This window comes from Myxococcus xanthus, assembly GCF_013116825.1.
Classification (GTDB): Bacteria; Myxococcota; Myxococcia; order Myxococcales; family Myxococcaceae; genus Myxococcus; species Myxococcus xanthus_B.
The window spans coordinates 19,120-36,753 of record NZ_JABFNS010000004.1 but is presented as its reverse complement, the minus strand read 5'-3'; the positions used below and the strand labels follow the sequence as shown (position 1 = coordinate 36,753).

12 protein-coding genes are annotated in these 17,634 nt (G+C 68.7%); 9 read left to right on the top strand and 3 right to left on the bottom strand.

Annotated elements, in window-relative coordinates:
* Positions 1 to 20: 20 nt before the first annotated feature.
* Positions 21 to 6,485, bottom strand: a complete 6,465-nt coding sequence (locus tag HNV26_RS02200; protein ID WP_171440511.1) for a MupA/Atu3671 family FMN-dependent luciferase-like monooxygenase — start codon at positions 6,483 to 6,485, stop codon at positions 21 to 23.
* A 357-nt stretch (positions 6,486 to 6,842) separates the two neighbouring features.
* Between HNV26_RS02200 and HNV26_RS02195 the strand changes: the two genes are divergently transcribed.
* The 8 genes from HNV26_RS02195 (at position 6,843) to HNV26_RS02160 (ending at position 15,641) form a co-directional block, all read left to right on the top strand.
* On the top strand, positions 6,843 to 8,210 hold the full coding sequence (locus HNV26_RS02195) for an MFS transporter (RefSeq protein WP_171440512.1): 1,368 nt from the start codon (positions 6,843 to 6,845) through the stop codon (positions 8,208 to 8,210).
* Positions 8,211 to 8,381: 171 nt separating this feature from the next.
* Positions 8,382 to 9,599, top strand: coding sequence for a glycoside hydrolase family 19 protein (locus tag HNV26_RS02190; protein ID WP_171440513.1), 1,218 nt, complete (start codon positions 8,382 to 8,384; stop codon positions 9,597 to 9,599).
* Positions 9,600 to 10,190: 591 nt separating this feature from the next.
* A complete protein-coding gene (locus HNV26_RS02185; RefSeq protein WP_366816728.1) occupies positions 10,191 to 10,727 on the top strand; it encodes an RNA polymerase sigma factor in 537 nt (178 codons plus the stop codon).
* Entirely contained in the window at positions 10,714 to 11,091 is a 378-nt protein-coding gene (locus tag HNV26_RS02180) for a hypothetical protein (RefSeq protein ID WP_366816727.1), read from the top strand. Before HNV26_RS02185 ends, HNV26_RS02180 begins: the two co-directional genes overlap by 14 nt.
* Positions 11,088 to 11,816, top strand: coding sequence for an ImmA/IrrE family metallo-endopeptidase (locus HNV26_RS02175; RefSeq protein WP_171440516.1), 729 nt, complete (start codon positions 11,088 to 11,090; stop codon positions 11,814 to 11,816). Before HNV26_RS02180 ends, HNV26_RS02175 begins: the two co-directional genes overlap by 4 nt.
* A 2-nt stretch (positions 11,817 to 11,818) precedes the next feature.
* Positions 11,819 to 13,006, top strand: coding sequence for a hypothetical protein (locus tag HNV26_RS02170; protein ID WP_171440517.1), 1,188 nt, complete (start codon positions 11,819 to 11,821; stop codon positions 13,004 to 13,006).
* Positions 13,007 to 13,018: 12 nt separating this feature from the next.
* A complete protein-coding gene (locus HNV26_RS02165; protein ID WP_171440518.1) occupies positions 13,019 to 15,256 on the top strand; it encodes an ATP-binding protein in 2,238 nt (745 codons plus the stop codon).
* Positions 15,257 to 15,338: 82 nt separating this feature from the next.
* Positions 15,339 to 15,641 (top strand): hypothetical protein, encoded by a 303-nt coding sequence (locus HNV26_RS02160; RefSeq protein ID WP_171440519.1) that lies wholly within the window; start codon positions 15,339 to 15,341, stop codon positions 15,639 to 15,641.
* Positions 15,642 to 15,657: 16 nt separating this feature from the next.
* Here the strand turns inward: HNV26_RS02160 and HNV26_RS02155 are convergent, their stop codons facing one another.
* Positions 15,658 to 15,810, bottom strand: a complete 153-nt coding sequence (locus HNV26_RS02155) for a hypothetical protein (RefSeq protein WP_171440520.1) — start codon at positions 15,808 to 15,810, stop codon at positions 15,658 to 15,660.
* Between the two features lie 180 nt (positions 15,811 to 15,990).
* Here HNV26_RS02155 and HNV26_RS02150 point away from each other — a divergent pair, with 180 nt between their 5' ends.
* Positions 15,991 to 16,980, top strand: a complete 990-nt coding sequence (locus HNV26_RS02150) for an endonuclease/exonuclease/phosphatase family protein (protein WP_171440521.1) — start codon at positions 15,991 to 15,993, stop codon at positions 16,978 to 16,980.
* A gap of 7 nt (positions 16,981 to 16,987) precedes the next feature.
* On the opposite strand, the gene HNV26_RS02145 is transcribed toward HNV26_RS02150, so the two are convergent.
* Positions 16,988 to 17,524 (bottom strand): YceI family protein, encoded by a 537-nt coding sequence (locus HNV26_RS02145; RefSeq protein WP_171440522.1) that lies wholly within the window; start codon positions 17,522 to 17,524, stop codon positions 16,988 to 16,990.
* Positions 17,525 to 17,634: the final 110 nt, after the last annotated feature.

The following is a 17,634-nucleotide window of genomic DNA, read 5'->3' as shown; positions in this document are numbered from 1 at the left end:
CCGCGCGCGCCCCCGCGTCGTTACTTCCTGGCGCGCTGGCGCTGACGCTTGAGGCTCTCCAGCTGCCGCTTGGCCCGGTCCTGCGCGGCTTCCACCTGGGACTGCGCCGCCGCGGGCCCCTGCCGCGCGAAACGCGCCAGGGTGCTGATGGTGGGGTGCTCCAGCAGCTTCAACAGGGGCAGGTCCTGCCCCAGCACCGACTTGAGCTGGGTGTGCACCTGCACCATCAGGAGCGAGTGGCCGCCCAGGTCGAAGAAGTTGTCGTGCACGCCCACCTGCTCCACACGGAGCACGCTGCGCCACACCTGGGCAATCTGCTCCTCCAGTTGCCCCTGCGGCGCCACGAAGGCCGCTTTCGCGGAGCGCACCACGTTCGGCGCGGGAAGGGCCTTGCGGTCCACCTTGCCATTGGGCGTCAGCGGGAGCGCTGGCAGCTCCATGACGAGCGACGGAACCATGTGCTCCGGCAGCCGCTGGGCCAGGGCGTCGCGCAGCGCGGACGCCTCCACCGTGGCGCCCTGCGCGGGCACCACGTAGGCCACGAGCCGCACGTCGCCGGGCACATCCTCGCGCGCCACCACCACCGCCTCGCGCACCGAGGGCTGAGCGGTGAGCGCCGCCTCGATTTCCCCTGCCTCGATGCGGAAGCCACGCACCTTGAGCTGGTGGTCCACGCGGCCGAGGAACTCCATGGTGCCGTCGGGCCGCCACCGTGCGCGGTCCCCCGTGCGGTACAGCCGGGCCCCGGGCTCACGGGCCCACGCATCCGGAATGAAGCGCTCCGCCGTCAGCTCGGGCCGGCCCAGGTAGCCACGCACCACGCCCGCGCCGCCGATGTACAGCTCACCCGCCACGCCCACCGGCGTCGGTTGCAGCCGTGCGTCGAGGACGTACAAGCACGTGCGCAGCAGCGGCGTGCCGATGGAGACGACGGGCGCCGTCTCCTCCGGGGCCACGCGCGCCGTGGAGGACCAGATGGTCGTCTCCGTGGGGCCGTACATGTTGAGCAGCTCGGCGGACTCCGGCAGCGCCTTGCGCAGCGACGCGGCCAACGCGCCCGGAAGGGCCTCGCCGCCCACCATCAGCCGCTGCAGGCCGCCCAGCGCCTCGACGGACTCGGGCTCGGACAGCAGCGCGCGCGCCAAAGAGGGCGTGCACTGCAGGTGCGTCACGGCGTGCTCGCGGAGCTGCTCGGGAATCGTCTTCGCCGTGCCCGCCCGGCGGCTGTCCCGCACGCAGCGCTGCCGCACCTCGTCCAGCAGCGGCAGGCTGGCCAGCACCGTGTCGGCGGGAATGCCGAAGTCGATGAGGCAGCCCACCTCGTCCACGCCCAGGGCCTGGAGCTGCCCGACGCGCTCGCGCACCGAGCGCGGCGTGCCGAACAGGCCGCTCGTCTCGAAGTAGCGGTCGAAGGCATGGCCGGCGAGCCGGTCCAGGTCCGCCTCCGTGGCCGAGTCCATGTCGATGCCCAGCGTGCTCCCCAGGCCCCGCATCAGGTCGGCCGAGCTCTTGAGGTAGTTGCGGAAGGGCTGCTCCACCACCTCGCGCACCTTCGCCATGTCCTCGCCGATGAAGGTGTGCAGCATGAGGGTGACGTGGCCCTCGCCCGCGTGGCCCGCGTCGCGCCAGGCCTGACGGTAGAGGGACAGCTTCTTCTCCAGGTCCTCCCACGTCTGCCCCAGCAGGTGCGTGAGGATGTTGCACCCCAGCCGGCCCGCGGTGATGAACGTCTCCGGGTTTCCCGCGGCGGTGAGCCACACGGGCAGCTCCGCCTGCACGGGGCGGGGGCGCAGCTTCACATCCACCTGCGCGCCGCCGCCGCCCGGGAAGCGCACCGTCTCCCCGCGCCACAGCCGGCGCACGGTGTCGATGCCTTCCATCATCAGCTCGCGACGCTTCTCGTACTTCTCCGGCGCGAAGACGAAGTCGTTGGCGTGCCAGCCGGAAGCGACGGAGATGCCCACGCGCCCGCCGGACAGGTTGTCCACCAGGGACCACTCCTCCGCCACGCGCACGGGATGGTGGAGTGGCAGCACCACGCTGCCCGCGCGGATGGCCACGCGCTTCGTCACGGTGGCGACAGCCGCGCCCACCACGGAGGGATTGGGGTACAGGCCGCCGAACGCGTGGAAGTGGCGCTCCGGCGTCCACACCGCAGCGAAGCCGTGGGTGTCCGCGAACTTCGCGCCCTCCAGCAACAGCCGGTAGCTGCTCTCCCCGCGCGACACCTCCGCGTCATCCGCGAAGTAGAACAGGCTGAAGTCCATGGGGCGCTTCCGGGCCCCCGCCGCGCGAGCGGGCGCCTTGAGTGAGGCCCCCTCCCCTTGCACCACCACCTTGAAGCCGCGGGTGAGCGTCCACAGCAACTCCAGGACGGAGATGTCGAAGGAGATGCTGGTGACGGCCAACCAGGCGCCCGCGGGCGAGTTGCCCACGCGCACGTCCATGGCGGCGAAGAAGTTGGCCACGCCCCCGTGCGGCACCACCACGCCCTTGGGCCGCCCCGTGGAGCCCGACGTGTAGATGACATACGCCGCGTTGTCAGGCGTGGTCCCCAGGGCCAGCGGTGACGCCGGCGTCGCCGCGTAGGGCTCCGCCGTATCCAGCAGCACGGTGTTCAGGCCGGCCACGGGCAGCGTCCCCGCCAGATGGGACTGCGTGACGAGCACGCGCGCGCCCGAGTCCTCCAGCATGTACGTGAGCCGCTCCCGGGGATAGTCCGGGTCCAGGGGCACGTAGGCGCCGCCCGCCTCGAGGATGCCGAGCATCCCCGCCACCATCTCCACCGAGCGCTCGGCGCACAGGCCCACGCGCACCTCGGGGCCCACGCCCAGGCCTCGCAGGTGCAAGGCCAGCGCGGACGCACGGCGCGCCAGCTCCGCGTAGGTGAGCGTCCCGTCCTCGGCGACCACCGCCACCGCGTCGGGCGTGCGGGCGGCCTGCTCACGGAACTGCGCGTGGATGCAGTGCGAAGGGTCCTGGGAGAGCGGCGCCGTGAAGTCGTTCCAGCGCTCCAGCAGCGAACGGCGCTCCGCCTCGTCGAGCAGCGGCAGGTCCTCCACACGCGCGTCCGGAGCAGCGACGATGCCCCTCAGCAATGACTCCAGGTGTCCCGCGAGCCGCGCCATCGCCTCCGCAGAGAAGAGGTCCGAGCGGTACTCCAGCGCGCCCTCCAGCCCTCGCGGCGTCTCCACGACGGCGAGCTGCAGGTCGAACTTCGCCGTGCCCTCCACGGCGCCGTCCGGCACGGGCAGCACCGGGCGCCACTGCATGCCCGGCACGTCCAGGTCCACCGGCGGCAGGCTCTCCAACACCAGGTTCGCCTGGAACAGCGGGTTGTCGCCGCCGCGGACGGCGCGCGACGCGCCCACCACTTCCTCGAAGGGCAGGTCCGCGTGGGCCAGGGCCTCGTGGAACGTGTGGCGCATGCGGCCCAGCAGCTCCCGGAAACGAGGCGCGCCAGACACGTCCGCGCGGAGCACCAGCGTGCTGGCGAAGAACCCCACCACGTCACGCAGCTCGGCCCGGTCGCGCTGCGCGAAGATGGTGCCCAGGCCGAAGTCGTCCTGACCGCTGTAGCGGTGCAGCAGCGCCGCCCAGGCCGCCGCGAGCGTGACGAAGAAGGTGCAGCCCTCGCTCCGGCCCACCGCCTTGAGCGAATCCACCAGCTCGGCCGGCAGCGCGAAGCGGTGGAGCGCGCCGCGGAAGCCCGGCTCCCGGGGACGCGGGAAGTCCGTGGGCAACTCCAGGCGCGGCAGGTTCTCCAGCTTCCGCGCCCAGTAGGCACGCTGCCCGTCCAGCGCGCCGCCCAGCCCGCGCTGCCAACGTGCGTAGTCCACGTACTGCAAGGCGGGCGCGCCCAGCGACGCGGCGGCGCCAGCCACCTCCGCGCGGTACAGCGCGGCCAGCTCCCGGGCCAGGACGCCAATGGACCAGCCATCGGTGACGATGTGGTGCTGGGTCATCAGGAGCACGTGCTCCTGGTCCTCCATCGCCACCAGCGCCGCACGCACCAGCAGGCCCTCCGACAGATTGAAGGGCGCCTCGCCCTGGGCCCGCGCCAGCTGATTCAGCCGCGCGTCACGCTCGGCGGGTGACAGCGCGCGTAGGTCCTCGCGGGCCACGTCCAGCGGGCGCAGGGGCGGCAGGAGCTGGCGCGGCTGGCCCTCCACTTCGGGGAAGGCCGCGCGCAGCACCGCGTGACGCGACAGGAGCCCCTGCAGCGCACGCTCCAGCGCGGGCACGTCCAGCGCCCCGGAGAGCCGGAGCTGGAAGTGGACGTTGTACAGCGCGCTCTCCGGCACCAGCCGGTCCAGGAACCACAGGCGCTGCTGACCGGGAGACAGCGGCAGCTCGCCCTCCAGCGCGCCGGCCTTCAGCGGAGGCGCGGCGGGCGCGGCGGTGCCCTTCCACGCGCCCACCAGGTGCGCGGCGGCGGCCCCCAGCGTCGGGTGCTGCCAGAGGAAGGCCACGGGCAGCGACACACCGAGTTCCTCTTCCAGCCGCCCGTGCAGCTCCAGCGCCATCAGCGAGTCGAGTCCCAGGCTGGCCAACGAGGTCTCCGGCGCCAGGGACGCGGGCGCCGTGCGCAGCACCCGCGCGGCCTCCACGCGGAGGAAGTCCACCAGCAGCGCCGGGCGGGCCTCCTCGGACGCCAGGGCCAGGCGCTCGCGCAGGGGCGCGGACGGCGTGGAAGGCACGGTCTCCGGCGCCGGAGCGGCCTCCTCGCCCGACACCTCCACCACCTCCAGCGAGCCCGCCAGGAAGCCATCACGACAGGCGCGGCGCTGAATCTTCCCGCTCGACGTCTTCGGAATGCTCCGGGCCTGGAGCAGCACCACCGTGTGCGCATGCACCTGGTGCTCATCGGCCAGCGCGCGGCGCAGGGCGCCCACCACCGCCGCGCCGTCGAAGCCTTCGCGCACGTCGACCTCGGAGACCACCACCAGCCGCTCCTCCCCCTCCACGTCCACGGAGAAGGCGGCGCTGCAGCCGGGGCGCACCGCGCGGTGCGCGCGCTCCGCGGTCATCTCCAGGTCCTGCGGATACAGGTTCCGGCCCCGGACGATGAGTAGATCCTTGAGGCGGCCGGTGATGAAGAGCTCGCCCTCCGGCGACAGGAAGGCCAGGTCACCGGTGCGGAGGAAGGGCCCCTCGCCGTTGGCGAGCCGCGCGCCGAAGGCATGCGCCGTCTCCTCCGGACGATCCCAATACCCACCCGCCACGCTGGGGCCGGCGACCCAGACCTCACCCACCTCGTTCGAGGCCCGAGGCACCCGCGTCTCCGGGTCCACGATGAGCAGCCGCTGGTCCGGCGCGCCCTGACCGGAGGACACCAGCGTGCGCGCCGCGGGCCCCTCCGCCGCGTCGGACGCGGGCTTCGCGCGCCCCAGCTCCAGCGAGGCGGTGTCGTAGCGCTCCTGCACACACGGCGTTCCCTTCACGCCGCCGCTGACGATGAGCGTCGCCTCGGCCAGGCCATAGCAGGGATAGAAGGCCTCGCGCCGGAAGCCAGCGGGCGCGAACGTCTCCGCGAAGCGCTCCATCGTCTCGCGCCGCACGGGCTCCGCGCCGTTGAAGGCCAGGTCCCAGTGGCTCAAATCCAGACGGGCCACGTCTTCGGCGCGGGCCTTTCGCGCGCACAGGTCATAAGCGAAGTTGGGTCCACCGCTGACCGTCCCCTTGAAGTGGGAGACAGCCTCCAGCCAGCGCAAGGGCCGCTGAAGGAACGCAATGGGCGACATCAGCACGCACGGGAAGCCCAGGTAGAGCGGCTGCAACACCTTTCCGATGAGCCCCATGTCATGGAACATGGGCAACCAGCCCACGCCCACCGAGCGCTCCGCCTGCAACCCGAAGTCACGCGTAATCAACGACTCGTTGTGGAGGATGTTGGCGTGGCTGACCTTGACGCCCTTCGGGTTGCCCGTGGAGCCCGACGTGTATTGCAAGAAGGCCAGCGAGTCGGACGTCAGGTCCGGGCGCTTCCAGTCCGCGGCCTCGGCTTCCGGCACCGCGTCACTGGCAATCCACTGCAATTCACCCAGCTCGGGAGCCTGCGGCGTGAGGAACTCCGCCATCTCCTGGATGGTGCTCGTCGTCAGCACGTAGCGCGCGCCACAGTCCCGGGCGATGGCGCGAAGGCGCGGCAGCGTGCGCTCCAAGCGCGTGGGGTCCGGCGGGTAACACGGCACGGCGATGACGCCGCCATACAGACAACCCATGAATCCCGCGACGAACTCCAGGCCGGGCGGGTAGAGCAGCAGCGCCCGCTCCCCCTGCGCGCCCAAGGCACGCAGCCGAGCCCCCAGCGACCGCGCCCGTGAATCCAGCCGCCGGTAGGTCCACTCCTCCACCGGGCCGTCCACGTCTCCTGTCTCCAGGAAGCGATACAACAGCGCGTCGCCTTGAGACTCGGCGCGTTGACACAACACGTCCACCAGGGTGGGGAAACGGTGAGCTCGCGGCTCGATGTGCTCGGTCATGTCTTCTCCTGCGCTGGACACGGCCCGGGCTGACACGCGGCCACGACATCCGGCTGAGCACGGAGAACCCCCCGGCAAACATCTTCCGGCCAAGACTCCCCGAGACAGCATGCCGCTTCGCCCGGAAGAGGAAGCACGCTCGTACCTCGCTTGAGCCCGCCCCCTTGATACAGCGCAGCTTGTGCCACCGCCGTTGCCTTCTTGTCCATATAAACGATAAAAACGATTATTACAGCGATAGCGGTTCCTGATAAAAAGAACGCGGTATCCAGGTAGACGTCCTGGCCGTGCTCACGAAGACTCTAGCCATGCATCTGACACCGAGCGGCGCACGCCCGCGGAAGGCCCGCTGACGGCATGGCATTCTCAAGCAGGAACGTCGTCACGAGCCCTGCCCGGGTCTTCGGTCTCATCTGGCTGGGTCAGCTCATCTCGTCGCTGGGGACGGGGCTCACCCAGTTCTCGGTGGGTGTCTACGTCTACCAGAACAGCGACTCCGTCACGGAGTACTCGCTGGCGTCGTTCTTCGGGTTCCTCCCGATGGTGCTGCTCGCGCCCGTCGCGGGCTCCATGGTGGACCGCAGCAACCGTCAGCGGGTGATGTTGCTGGCGGACCTGGGCGCGATGATGGCCATCGGGTTGATGTGGTGCCTTGTCGCGGCGGACCGCGCCGGGCTCTGGCCCCTTCAAAACTGGCACTTCTATCCCCCGCTGGCGATGAGCGCCGCCTTCAGCACCTTCCGCGTCCTCGCCTTCTCCACGTCCACGCCCCTGCTGGTCTCCAAGCAGAACCTGGGCCGGGCCAACGGCATGGTGGAACTGGCCATGAGCGCGGGCCAGCTCCTGGGCCCCGCGATGGCGGGCGTGCTGGTGGTGCGCATGGGCTTGCAAGGCGTGCTGCTCATCGACCTGGCGACCTTCCTCTTCGCGGTGGCCACGCTGCTGAGCGTGCGCATCCCCCAGCCCGAACCAGGCGCCGCGCGGACCGAGGCCAGCAAGTCGCTGTGGACGGACATCGCGCTGGGCTGGCGCTTCATCCGCGAGCGCCCCGGCCTGCTCGGACTGCTGGGCTTCAGCTCCGCCGTCAACCTGATCACCGTGCTGGTGACGGTGCTCATCACCCCGCTGGTGTTGAGCTTCACGGACCCGACGACGCTGGGCCTGGTGGTGTCCTGCTCCGGCGTCGGCATGGTGGCGGGTGGAATCACCATGGGCGTCTGGGGCGGCCCGAAGCGGCGCATCCAGGGCGTGCTGGGCGCGGAGCTCGTCGCGGGCGTGGCCTTGCTGGCCGCGGCGCTCCCCGCCAGCGTGTTCGTCGTCGCCTGCGCCGCCTTCGTGTTCATGTTCACCGCGCCGGTGGCCATGGGCTGCTCGCAGGCCATCTGGCAGAGCAAGGTGCCTCCCGCCATCCAGGGACGGGTGTTCGCCACGCGCCGGATGCTCGCGCTGGTCGCCCCACCCATCGCCGCACTGCTCGCGGGCCCGTTGACGGACAAGGTCTTCGACCCCTGGATGGCGCCGGACGGCGCCCTCGCCAACACCTTCGGCCAGGTGCTGGGTACCGGCCCGGGCCGGGGCATCGCCCTGCTCTACGTCGTCCTGGGCCTCCTGCTCGCGGGCTGCGTCATGCTGACCGCGTCCTCCCCGCGCGTGCGCGGCGTGGAAGACGAGCTCCCGGACGCGCTGCTGCCCCAGGGTATCCCCGCGGCGCAACAGCAAGCCTGAGCCGCCGCGGCGCGTCCGCTGGTCAACGCTTCGCGCCCGGCGGCACCATCTGCTTATTCCTGTTTTACCGACTGCCGTACAGTCCTTGCGGCTCCGGCCCCCGGAGCCGAGGCCTCCGCCCGCCCCAGGCGTGGCGTGCCCGAGAAACCCTCGACCGCAAGGAGCACAAGCATGTCCGGCACGTTCGTGTCACGCAGTCTGGCCCTGCTGGGAATCTGTGGGGGCCTGAGCGCCCTGGGAGGCTGTGGCGGCGCCGAGCCAGTGCCCGCCGCCCTCGAACCGGTGGGCCAGGTGGAAGGCGCCGCCATCGTCGACACCATCACCGAAGGCACCTACGTCATCCGGTCGGTGATGACGAACAAGTGCATCGACGTCGCCTCGTCGAGCACGGCGGACGGCGCCAAGGTGCAGCAATGGGATTGTAACGGAACGAATGCGCAGCGCTTCCGCGTCACGCCCACGTCCGGGGGCTACTTCAGCATCATCAACGTGAACAGCAACAAGGCGCTCGACATCAAGGAGGCGAGCACCGCGGCGAACGCGCGGGTCCACCAATGGGGTTATGGCGGCGGAGCGAACCAGCAGTTCCGCTTCGTGAAGGAAGTGGGCAGCGAGTTCAGCATCCGCGCGCGTCACACGGACATGGCCATTGACGTGTACTGGGGCAACACGGCCAACGGCACGGAGCTGGTGCAGTACCCCTACGAGCAGCGCACGAACCAGCGCTGGACGCTCGACCGCATCGACGGGGGCGGTGGCACCCCCGGCACGGGGCTGGCCGCCCTCCTGAGCGAGTCCACGTTCAACGCCATGTTCCCGAACCGGAACCCCTTCTACACGTACAGCAGCCTCATCGCCGCCGCGAACACCTTCCCGGCCTTCGCCAACACGGGCTCGCTGGAGACGCGCAAGCGCGAGGTGGCGGCCTTCTTCGCCAACACGGCCCATGAGACGGGCCACTACGTGTACGTGGAGGAAATCAATCGCGGTGACTACTGCGGCACATGGGGGCCGCCGGGCTGCTACTGCGTCGCGGGCAAGAAGTACTACGGACGCGGGCCCATCCAGTTGTCCTGGAACGGCAACTACTGCGCCGCCGGCGCCGCGCTGGGGCTGCCGCTTCACACCAACCCGGACCTGCTGGCCCAGGACGCCAACGCCGCGTGGCGCTCCGCGTTCTGGTTCTGGACCACGCAGGCCGGCGCCGGGACCATGTCCGCGCACCGCGCCATGGTCGACGGCCACGGCTTCGGTGAGACCATCCGCACCATCAATGGCTCGCTGGAGTGCAACGGTGGCAACCCGGACCAGGTGCAGAGCCGCATCAACAACTATGAGCGCTTCACCAACATGCTCGGCGTGAGCCCTGGCGGCAACCTGGGCTGCTGAGCCGCGCCTCCAAGGTGGGGATGGATCGCACCTCCACCTCACCCCGAACGCCGGGCGGCCTCCTGCTCCAGGCCGCCCGGCGCCAGCACCTCGCCCCGGCAGCACCCGCGTCCGGAACCGGGCAGCCCCCTGCCCCGTCTCCCGAAGGAACGCGCTGCCGCGCCTGACGGCGCTCCCCGCGTCGGCCGCGCTCCCGGAACGTCCCCCCGAGCCGCCCTGGGTTGCATCGGACAACGCCAGCATCCGCCCCCAAGCGTGCATTGGAGGGATGGGTCTGTCTTTACCACCCGGGTGGTATGGGCAACGCGCGCCAGAACGCCTGAACGGAGCCCAGGTGCATTGACGCCACTGTCTGCATTACCGTCCATGGACATACCACCCGGGAGGTACAGACACGCGGCGCGCCTGCCAGGAACCATTTGGGTGGCGCAGATGCATGTTTCCGTCGAACTCACCAGTGCGGCTCCGAAGGAGCACATGCGCGCACGTATTGAGCGCGTCCACGGAAACTTCCGATGAGGAGTCAGGATGGGAATTCCAACACGAGACGAGGACGTCGCGTTGCATGCGCGCATCCTCCAGCGAGAGTCGGTGGCGAACGTGGACGCGTTTGCGGTCTTCGTCGACCCCCTCATCGCAGCCGTGAAGTACGCCCGGGGATGCACCCACGAAATGGCTCGTGACGCCGCCATCGACGTGCTGCTCGACTACCTCGAAGCCCCCGAGCGCTTTGACCCGCAGCGAGGTCGCCTGTTCTCCTACCTGGCGCAGTCCGCGAAGAACACGGTCACTGACTGGCAGCGCTCGGCGACGAGGCGCCAGGCGCGTGAAGAAAAGTTCGGCCTCCTTTTCGAACTGATGGGGAGGTCTCCGAAAGAGTGTCTGGAGCAATCCGCGGAGGTGAAGCGCGTCGTGGAACGCATCGAACAATCCGACCTGTCCCAGGTGGACCGCGCGTTCCTCGGGCTCATGCTCCAGGGAGAACGGTCGACCCAGCGGTTCGCCGAGGTGCTCGGCCTGGGCGCGCTCCCCGCAGTCGACATCCAGCGCGAAGTGAAGCGCAACCGTGACCGCATCTTGAAGTGGCTGGTGCGCTTTGGAAGGGAGGTTTTCGGTGACGAATCCTGATTGGCTTGAGACTGCGGCCAGGCGGAGCACAGAGAAAGCCTGGATGCTTGGCCATGCGTTCGAGCGTTACCGCGCGATTGAAGGCATCACCACCACGGACCTCGCGAACGAACTGGGTTGCTCGCTGGAAGCGCTTCACTGGCTATCCCTCTGCCGACGTCCCGTTGGCGCTTCTTTTGCCAGGCAGACCATCGCGGTGGCTCAGCGCTTCGCGGTCAACGAGCGGGTCCTGGTCCGAGTGCTCCGACACGTCGAGGTCATCGACGCCCTGACATCCGATAACGAAGGTGAGGCGGTGACGGGCGCCCGTCGCATCCAAATCGCGGCCAGGGACCGCGTTCGTGACGATGAGGATACCCCATGATGGGTCGTTGGCTGGATGAGGCCATGGCCATCAGCGGGCTCCAGGAGTGCGCTTCCTATCCGCGCGACCTGGCCGTAGAGGCCCCCTACCAGCTGTCCGTGGAGACGGTGCCCATCCCCAGGCTCACGACAGCGCACGTGGCGGACTGGACATCGAAGCGGAAGGTCCCGCATCCCATCTCCGACACCCACCGGGACATCTACGGGTGCATGGTCGCCTGGAAAGGGAGCGCCCTGCTCTTCCACGACACGGGTGACTCGGAGGATGAACAGCGCTTCACCGTGGCACATGAGGTCGCGCACTTCGTGCTCGACCACATGATTCCCCGCGAGCGAGCCCTGCGCTACTTCGGAGAAGGAATCCTCCCCGTCCTCGACGGAAAGCGAAACGCAAGCATGGAGGAGAGGCTGACCTCGGTATTCGGGCAGGTCCCACTGGGCGTCCAGGTCAAGCTCATGGATAGGACCCCCTCCGGGCACCTTGCCTCCGGAGCCATTGCGGAGGCCGAACGGCGTGCCGACCGGCTCGCGCTCGAGCTCCTCGCGCCAGCAGAGCTCGTGCGGCGGATGCTCCGTATCACCCCGGGAGAAGACGGCGTCCTGCATGTGGCCAGCCGTTTCGGTCTCCCTGAAGACAAGGCCAGGGGCTATGCCCACGCGCTCATGCGACAGGAGCGCGCCCAGCGATTCTCCATCATCGAATTTCTTGGCGAAGACAGGAGCTAGGCATGGCGGGTGGTTTTCACGCCGAAGACGGAGCGGACCTCGTCGGTGACGACGACTTCTTCGACGCGTTTGGAGAGGATCTGCGGACGACGCTCAACCTCGACACATGGTCGCAGGGGCTCGACCTGGAGAGCGTCATGGCACGGTTCCGAAAGGAGATCGCCAGTGCCGTGGACAAGGAGGGCGCCGTGAAGAAGATCATCCGGCAACAAGTCCTCCCGAAAATCTCCGCGAACGCTCGCGGTGGTGCCAAAGAGGCTGGCGTCTACCGGGCCACGCCCGAGGAATTGGCCACGGTCCATCAGAGCCTGCTCTTCTCTGGGAAGGTGGAGGCCGTCAACAGCATCTCGACGAGCCACGAGAGCCTGCCAATTGGAATCACCCAGATTGGAATCGCCGCTGTGGGTTACGGAGGGACGAGCGGAACATTTTCTCAGCGACTGTTCCGGAAGGAGATGTCGGACCAGCGTTCGAACCCAGTTCAAGAGGCGCTCGCGTGCATCGACCAGCGGATGGACAGGTCGGCCAGTCCTCGCGAGAGGTCGCTTTCCAAACTGGCGCGTCGCGGCATCAAGACCTACGCCGAACGGGCCGTGCTCGTGGACAAGTCCGAAGCGGAGTGGCGTATCGGGCATGGCAATCCGTGCGCTTATGAACTGATAACAGGCTCGGGCTACATGGGCCTCCTGCGTGAATCCATCCAGGTGCTCAGGCGCCTCATCCTCCAGCAGAAGAAGTTCGTGTTCGTCCCGAGCACGCTCGAGGAGCGGGGCATCCTGACCATTGGTCATGCGCTCCAGGCTGGCGAGTACGTCATCTTCGAAACGCTCGAGCGCTATGGGAAGCGGGTCATCGAGCAATGGAAGTACGGGGACCGCAGCCAGAACTTCGCGGCGAGGTTCGTGCAGGAATGCTGCCCCGAAGTCATCTCCGGTGTGTTTCGCGCATCTGAGCGAACCCCTCCCCGCTCATTCTATGCGCATCGCGACCACGTCCACCTCGCGGCGCGAGTCGCCATGGCGGACAGCATCCTCCGGCCCGATCGGGGGTTCCCCATGCTGCTCGATGTCGCGGAAGCGTCGTGTCGGAGCGCCTTCGGTGAGGATGGGTTCATGGGCCTCGTGCATGACGCCTATGCCCAGGCAGGAGCCAACCTCGAGTTCTTCAACGAGCACACCAAGCGCCATTAGGCCAGGGGGACCATGAACATGGCTGACGACGGCAGGGGGCAACGCGCGCCGGGGGCCGGGATTTTCCGGGGGCAACCCGCCGCAGCAGGACAGGCTGCGACCCGGTCTGGTGACGTGTCGGAGGATCCAGGCAATTGGGGCGATCCACCGCCCGGCCACCGCGTGGCGAGGCCCACCAACGGTCCCACACGCCCCGTCCCCCCCATGCCGGGCGTGGGCGTTGGCGGGCCGCCGCCCGGGAAGAATGGCCAGCACCGCGCCGTCCCCACGGCGGCAGCCCCCGTCATGAATGGCAAGGCCCCTGGGCCCGTGCCTCCACGGGAGCCTGACGGCGCGGTCGTTCGACCGACGCCAACCAAGACGCTGAACGAGCTCGACGAGCTCAGGAACCAGGCCCAGACCGGTCCCCAGGTGGATCCAGAGCTGGCAGCGGCGGTGGGATTCACCCACTTCGACGTCACCTCCAGCCAGGACAACCTCATCACCGTGCTGCTCACGCGTGAGGATTTGCACCTGCTCGCGTCCCAGACGCTGGTCCGGGTGCGGTCGAGGGAGGACAACCGCGCCTACCTGGGCGTCGTCGTGCGGGGCCCCTTCGCGGAGCCGAACGCGGTGCCCGCCAACTCCACCATGGCCATTGGCGTGGTCACCCACGGCAAGAAGCTGGCGTACACCTTCGACTATCACGGGCGCGCGGAGATTGAGATTGTCGGAGAGGAAGTCGAAGGCACGCTGAAGCCCCCCCGCTTCCGGCCCCGGCCGCAGAGCCCCGTCTTCCTGCTCGACGAGGCGGAGAGCGCTCGCGTGCTGGGCGTGGGCGGCGACATGTGCCTGGGGCTGGTGGTCGGGTACGAAAAGATGGAGGCCCGGCTCAATCCCCGGGACAAATCCATCCTCCCACGCCACACGGGCATCATCGGAACGACGGGCGGCGGCAAGTCCACCACGGTGGCCACGCTCATCCACCGAGCCCAAGCGGATGGCATCGCGACCATCGTCTTCGACGTGGAGGGTGAATACACGCACGTGGACCAGCCCACCGACCATGCCGCCATGCTCGAGGCGCTCAAACGGCGAGGCCAGCGTCCGCAGGGCGTCAAGGACCTGCACATCCACCACCTCACCGGGCGCGACAGCCGCAATCCGCGACACCGGAACAAGCACGCGTTCTCGCTCAAGTTCTCCAGCCTGTCTCCGTACGCGCTCGCGGAGATTCTCGACATGTCGGACGCACAGCAGGAGCGGTTCCTCAAGGCCTACGACGTCACCAAGCTCTTGCTCGAAGACTTCAACATCTACCCGCAGACGGAAGAAGAGCGCCGCCAGGTCCTCGACGTGGACGAATTGTCCACGGGCTTTCCGCACATGACCATCGACCACGTGCTGGACGTGGTCAGCGCGTACATCTACAGCCTCAGTGACGAAGGCAAATCGGAGACGCGCGGCAAGTCACGCGCCACCCCCCGGAAGCAGGCGTCCCTTCTCGAGGAGAACGACGACGCGGAGGCCGACCCGGACGTCACCGCCAAGGCGCCATCACGCGGGCTGATGCTGCGCACCGAGTTCAAGAGCAACTTCGGCCGGGTCATGGCGCGCGTCATGGCCCAGAGCAGCCGACACGAAATCAGCTGGAAGGCCCTGGCCAGCAAACTCCACCGGCTGCGGCGCCTGGGCATCTTCGACGTGGGTAGCGAACAAGGCGTGGACTATGAGTCCATGCTCACACCCGGGCGCGTCTCCGTCATCGACCTGTCGGACACGGACTCACCGCAGCTCAACAACCTGGTCATCGCCGACATCCTGCGAGGCCTCCAGGAAGCGCAGGAGCGACGCTACGAGCGGGCCAACGCGAAGGACCAATCGGTCACGCCGGTCCTCATCATCATCGAAGAGGCCCATGAGTTCCTCTCCGCGAACCGCATTGCCCAGATGCCCGTGCTCTTCGAGCAGGTGGCGAAAATCGCCAAGCGAGGCCGCAAGCGCTGGATGGGGCTCGTCTTCGTCACCCAGCTTCCACAGCACCTGCCCAACGAGGTGCTGGGCCTCATCAACAACTTCGTCATCCACAAGATCGCCGACAGCTCCGTCGTCTCGCGCATGCAGAAAACCGCGGGCAGCATCGACGAGAGCCTCTGGAACCGGGTGTCACGGTTGGCCCCCGGTCAGGCACTGGTGTCGTTCAGCAACTTCACCCGGCCGCTGATGGTCGCCGTGGACCCCGCACCCGTGAAGCGGCTGCTCGTCGATTGACACGCGCCTCGCGTTTCATCCTCCTGACACCTTGGGTGCGGGGGGACTGGACGCGCGGGCCCGCCCTGGCCAGAAAGCGGACATGAACCGACACATGAAGGCCGCGCTCGCGGTCGTGGCCCCGCTGCTCCTCATGGCCTGCGGCGGAACCTCCGACGATGACGGCGATGCCTGCGCCCAGGTGCGGGTGTTCGCGCGGCCTGCCTCGGGCGACGCCACGTGCCGGAGCTTCGCGACGCCGTGCGACGTACCTCGGGGCTACGTCGAATGCTGCGGCGGGTTCCACGGCGATTGTGTGTCGACAGGGACACGGTGCGTGGACGACCCGCTGGATGCCTGCTCGCCTGGCTCGGGAGCAAAGGACTGCCCCGGCATCTGCCAGTGACGCCGGGCGCGGGAGACTACGGCGTCTTGTTCTTCTCGCCCGAGGACCTCGACGCGTCCTGCCCCTCCTTCTGCCGGTAGCCCCAGGTGGAGCTCCACATGCCGGGCCCAGTGAAGATCACGGTGATGAGCGTCATCACCGCTGCGCCAATCAGAATCTCGATCACCATGCCGCGCACTCCCCTCCGCACAAACTGTCCGTACGGTAATCTCGAAACCCACCGCCGTGCGTTCTCATGCCGTAACGCTCAGCAGGAACCAATGCGCGTGAGATTAGGACGCCTCCTAGCGACGCTGCGCCCCGCCTGCCTGCCCGCGCCATGAGCGCGATGGGGTAGTCTCACGGCCCCATGTCACGCCCCCCTCCTCCTGCGTCGAGGGACCGCAAGCGCCTCCGCGCCGCGGCCCTGCTGGCCGCCCTCTTGTCGCTGTCCGCCTGCGAGGGGCGTGAAACACCACCGGGGCCGGAGGAACCGTGTGTCGGGGCGGCCTGTGGACCGCAGCAACCCCCCGACACCGCGCTCGAAGGCAGCGTGCGCATCGCGGCCTTCAACGTGCAGCGGCTCTTTGACACGGTGTGCGACTCCGGTGAGTGCGGCGGCGGCAACTACGAGGCGCTGCCCACGCCCTCCGAGTTCGGTCTCCAGGCGGACCGGCTCGCGTCCGCCATTTCGCGACTGAACGCCGACGTGGTGCTGTTGGCGGAGGTGGAAACCCAGGACTCGCTCGACGCGCTCACGTCACGGCTCCCCCGCTTCGGCTATTCGGAGCTGGGCGAGACGGGCGCCGCGGCGTCCGTGGACGTGGCCGTCCTCTCCGTTCACCCCATCACCGACGTCCGCGGGCATCGGGAACGCACGCTGTGGCGCCCGGATGGCTCCGCCACCCGGTTCTCCCGCGAGTTGCTGGAGGTCCACCTGGACGTGGAGGGGAAGAAGGTCATCGTCTTCTCCGCGCACTTCCGCTCCAAGTCCAACGACGACGCCGGGCGCCGCTTCGCCGAGGCCGTGGCGACGCGGGACATCGTCGCGGGCGCGGCCCAGGCGGCTCCAGACGCGCTGGTCATCCTCGGGGGAGACCTCAACGACGTACCGGGCTCCGAGCCCATCACCGCGCTGGAGCGCGACAGCGCGCTGCTGCGCGTCTCCAGCGACCGGCCGGCCAGCGAGACGTGGACGTACACCTACCACGGCGACCACCAGGCCATTGACCACCTGTACCTGGCGCGCGGCGGGGGCTCGTATGTGCCCGGCTCGTTCCGCGCGGCGAGGGACCCACGGGGCGGCTATGGCGGGTCGGACCACGCCGCCGTGTACGCGGACTTCCTACCGGCGCCCTGAGGCCGACTCAAGCCGTGGCGGGAATGGCCTGGATGTCGAGCTCGAGATCGATCTTCTCGCTGACGAGCCAGCCGCCATTGTCGAGCGTCTTGTTCCAGCGGATGCCGTAATCGGTGCGGTTGACGGTGGCGCGCGCCGAGTAGAGGAGCCGCGAGTTGCCCCACGGGTCCTTCGACGTGCCGATGTGCCGGGCGTCGAAGGCCACCGGCTGCGTGACGTTGCGGATGGTGAGGTCGCCCAGGAGCCGGAAGCTGGCACCGCCCGCAGGTTCAATCCTGGTACTGCGAAAGGTGAGCTTGGGCGCCGCGTCGGCGTCGAGGAAATCCGGTGAACGCAGGTGCGCGTCCCGGTCTGCCGAGCCCGTGTAGATGCTCGCCGTTTCCACGGACATCTCGACTTCACCCTGAGTGGGCTGCTCGGGATTCACCCGGAGGATTCCAGAGAATCGCTCGAAGCGACCGTGGACTCGCGCCACCACCATGTGGCGCGCGACGAAGAGGACGGACGAGTGGGAAGCGTCGATGTTCCAGGTGCTGACAGTCATGGGAGGGCGCTCGGCGGATGGGGGGCGGGGAAAGCCGGTGCGCGCCGGGGGGCGCAAGCGGACCCTGACTAGATAATGACCCACTCATTGAAACTCCATGCACACGGTGT

Coding starts and splice junctions, on each gene's coding strand:
- HNV26_RS02200 (WP_171440511.1), bottom strand. CDS start 6,485: ATGACCGAGCACATCGAGCCGCGAGCTCACCGTTTCCCCACCCTGGTG.
- HNV26_RS02195 (WP_171440512.1), top strand. CDS start 6,843: ATGGCATTCTCAAGCAGGAACGTCGTCACGAGCCCTGCCCGGGTCTTC.
- HNV26_RS02190 (WP_171440513.1), top strand. CDS start 8,382: ATGTCCGGCACGTTCGTGTCACGCAGTCTGGCCCTGCTGGGAATCTGT.
- HNV26_RS02175 (WP_171440516.1), top strand. CDS start 11,088: ATGATGGGTCGTTGGCTGGATGAGGCCATGGCCATCAGCGGGCTCCAG.
- HNV26_RS02170 (WP_171440517.1), top strand. CDS start 11,819: ATGGCGGGTGGTTTTCACGCCGAAGACGGAGCGGACCTCGTCGGTGAC.
- HNV26_RS02165 (WP_171440518.1), top strand. CDS start 13,019: ATGAACATGGCTGACGACGGCAGGGGGCAACGCGCGCCGGGGGCCGGG.
- HNV26_RS02160 (WP_171440519.1), top strand. CDS start 15,339: ATGAACCGACACATGAAGGCCGCGCTCGCGGTCGTGGCCCCGCTGCTC.
- HNV26_RS02155 (WP_171440520.1), bottom strand. CDS start 15,810: ATGGTGATCGAGATTCTGATTGGCGCAGCGGTGATGACGCTCATCACC.
- HNV26_RS02150 (WP_171440521.1), top strand. CDS start 15,991: ATGTCACGCCCCCCTCCTCCTGCGTCGAGGGACCGCAAGCGCCTCCGC.
- HNV26_RS02145 (WP_171440522.1), bottom strand. CDS start 17,524: ATGACTGTCAGCACCTGGAACATCGACGCTTCCCACTCGTCCGTCCTC.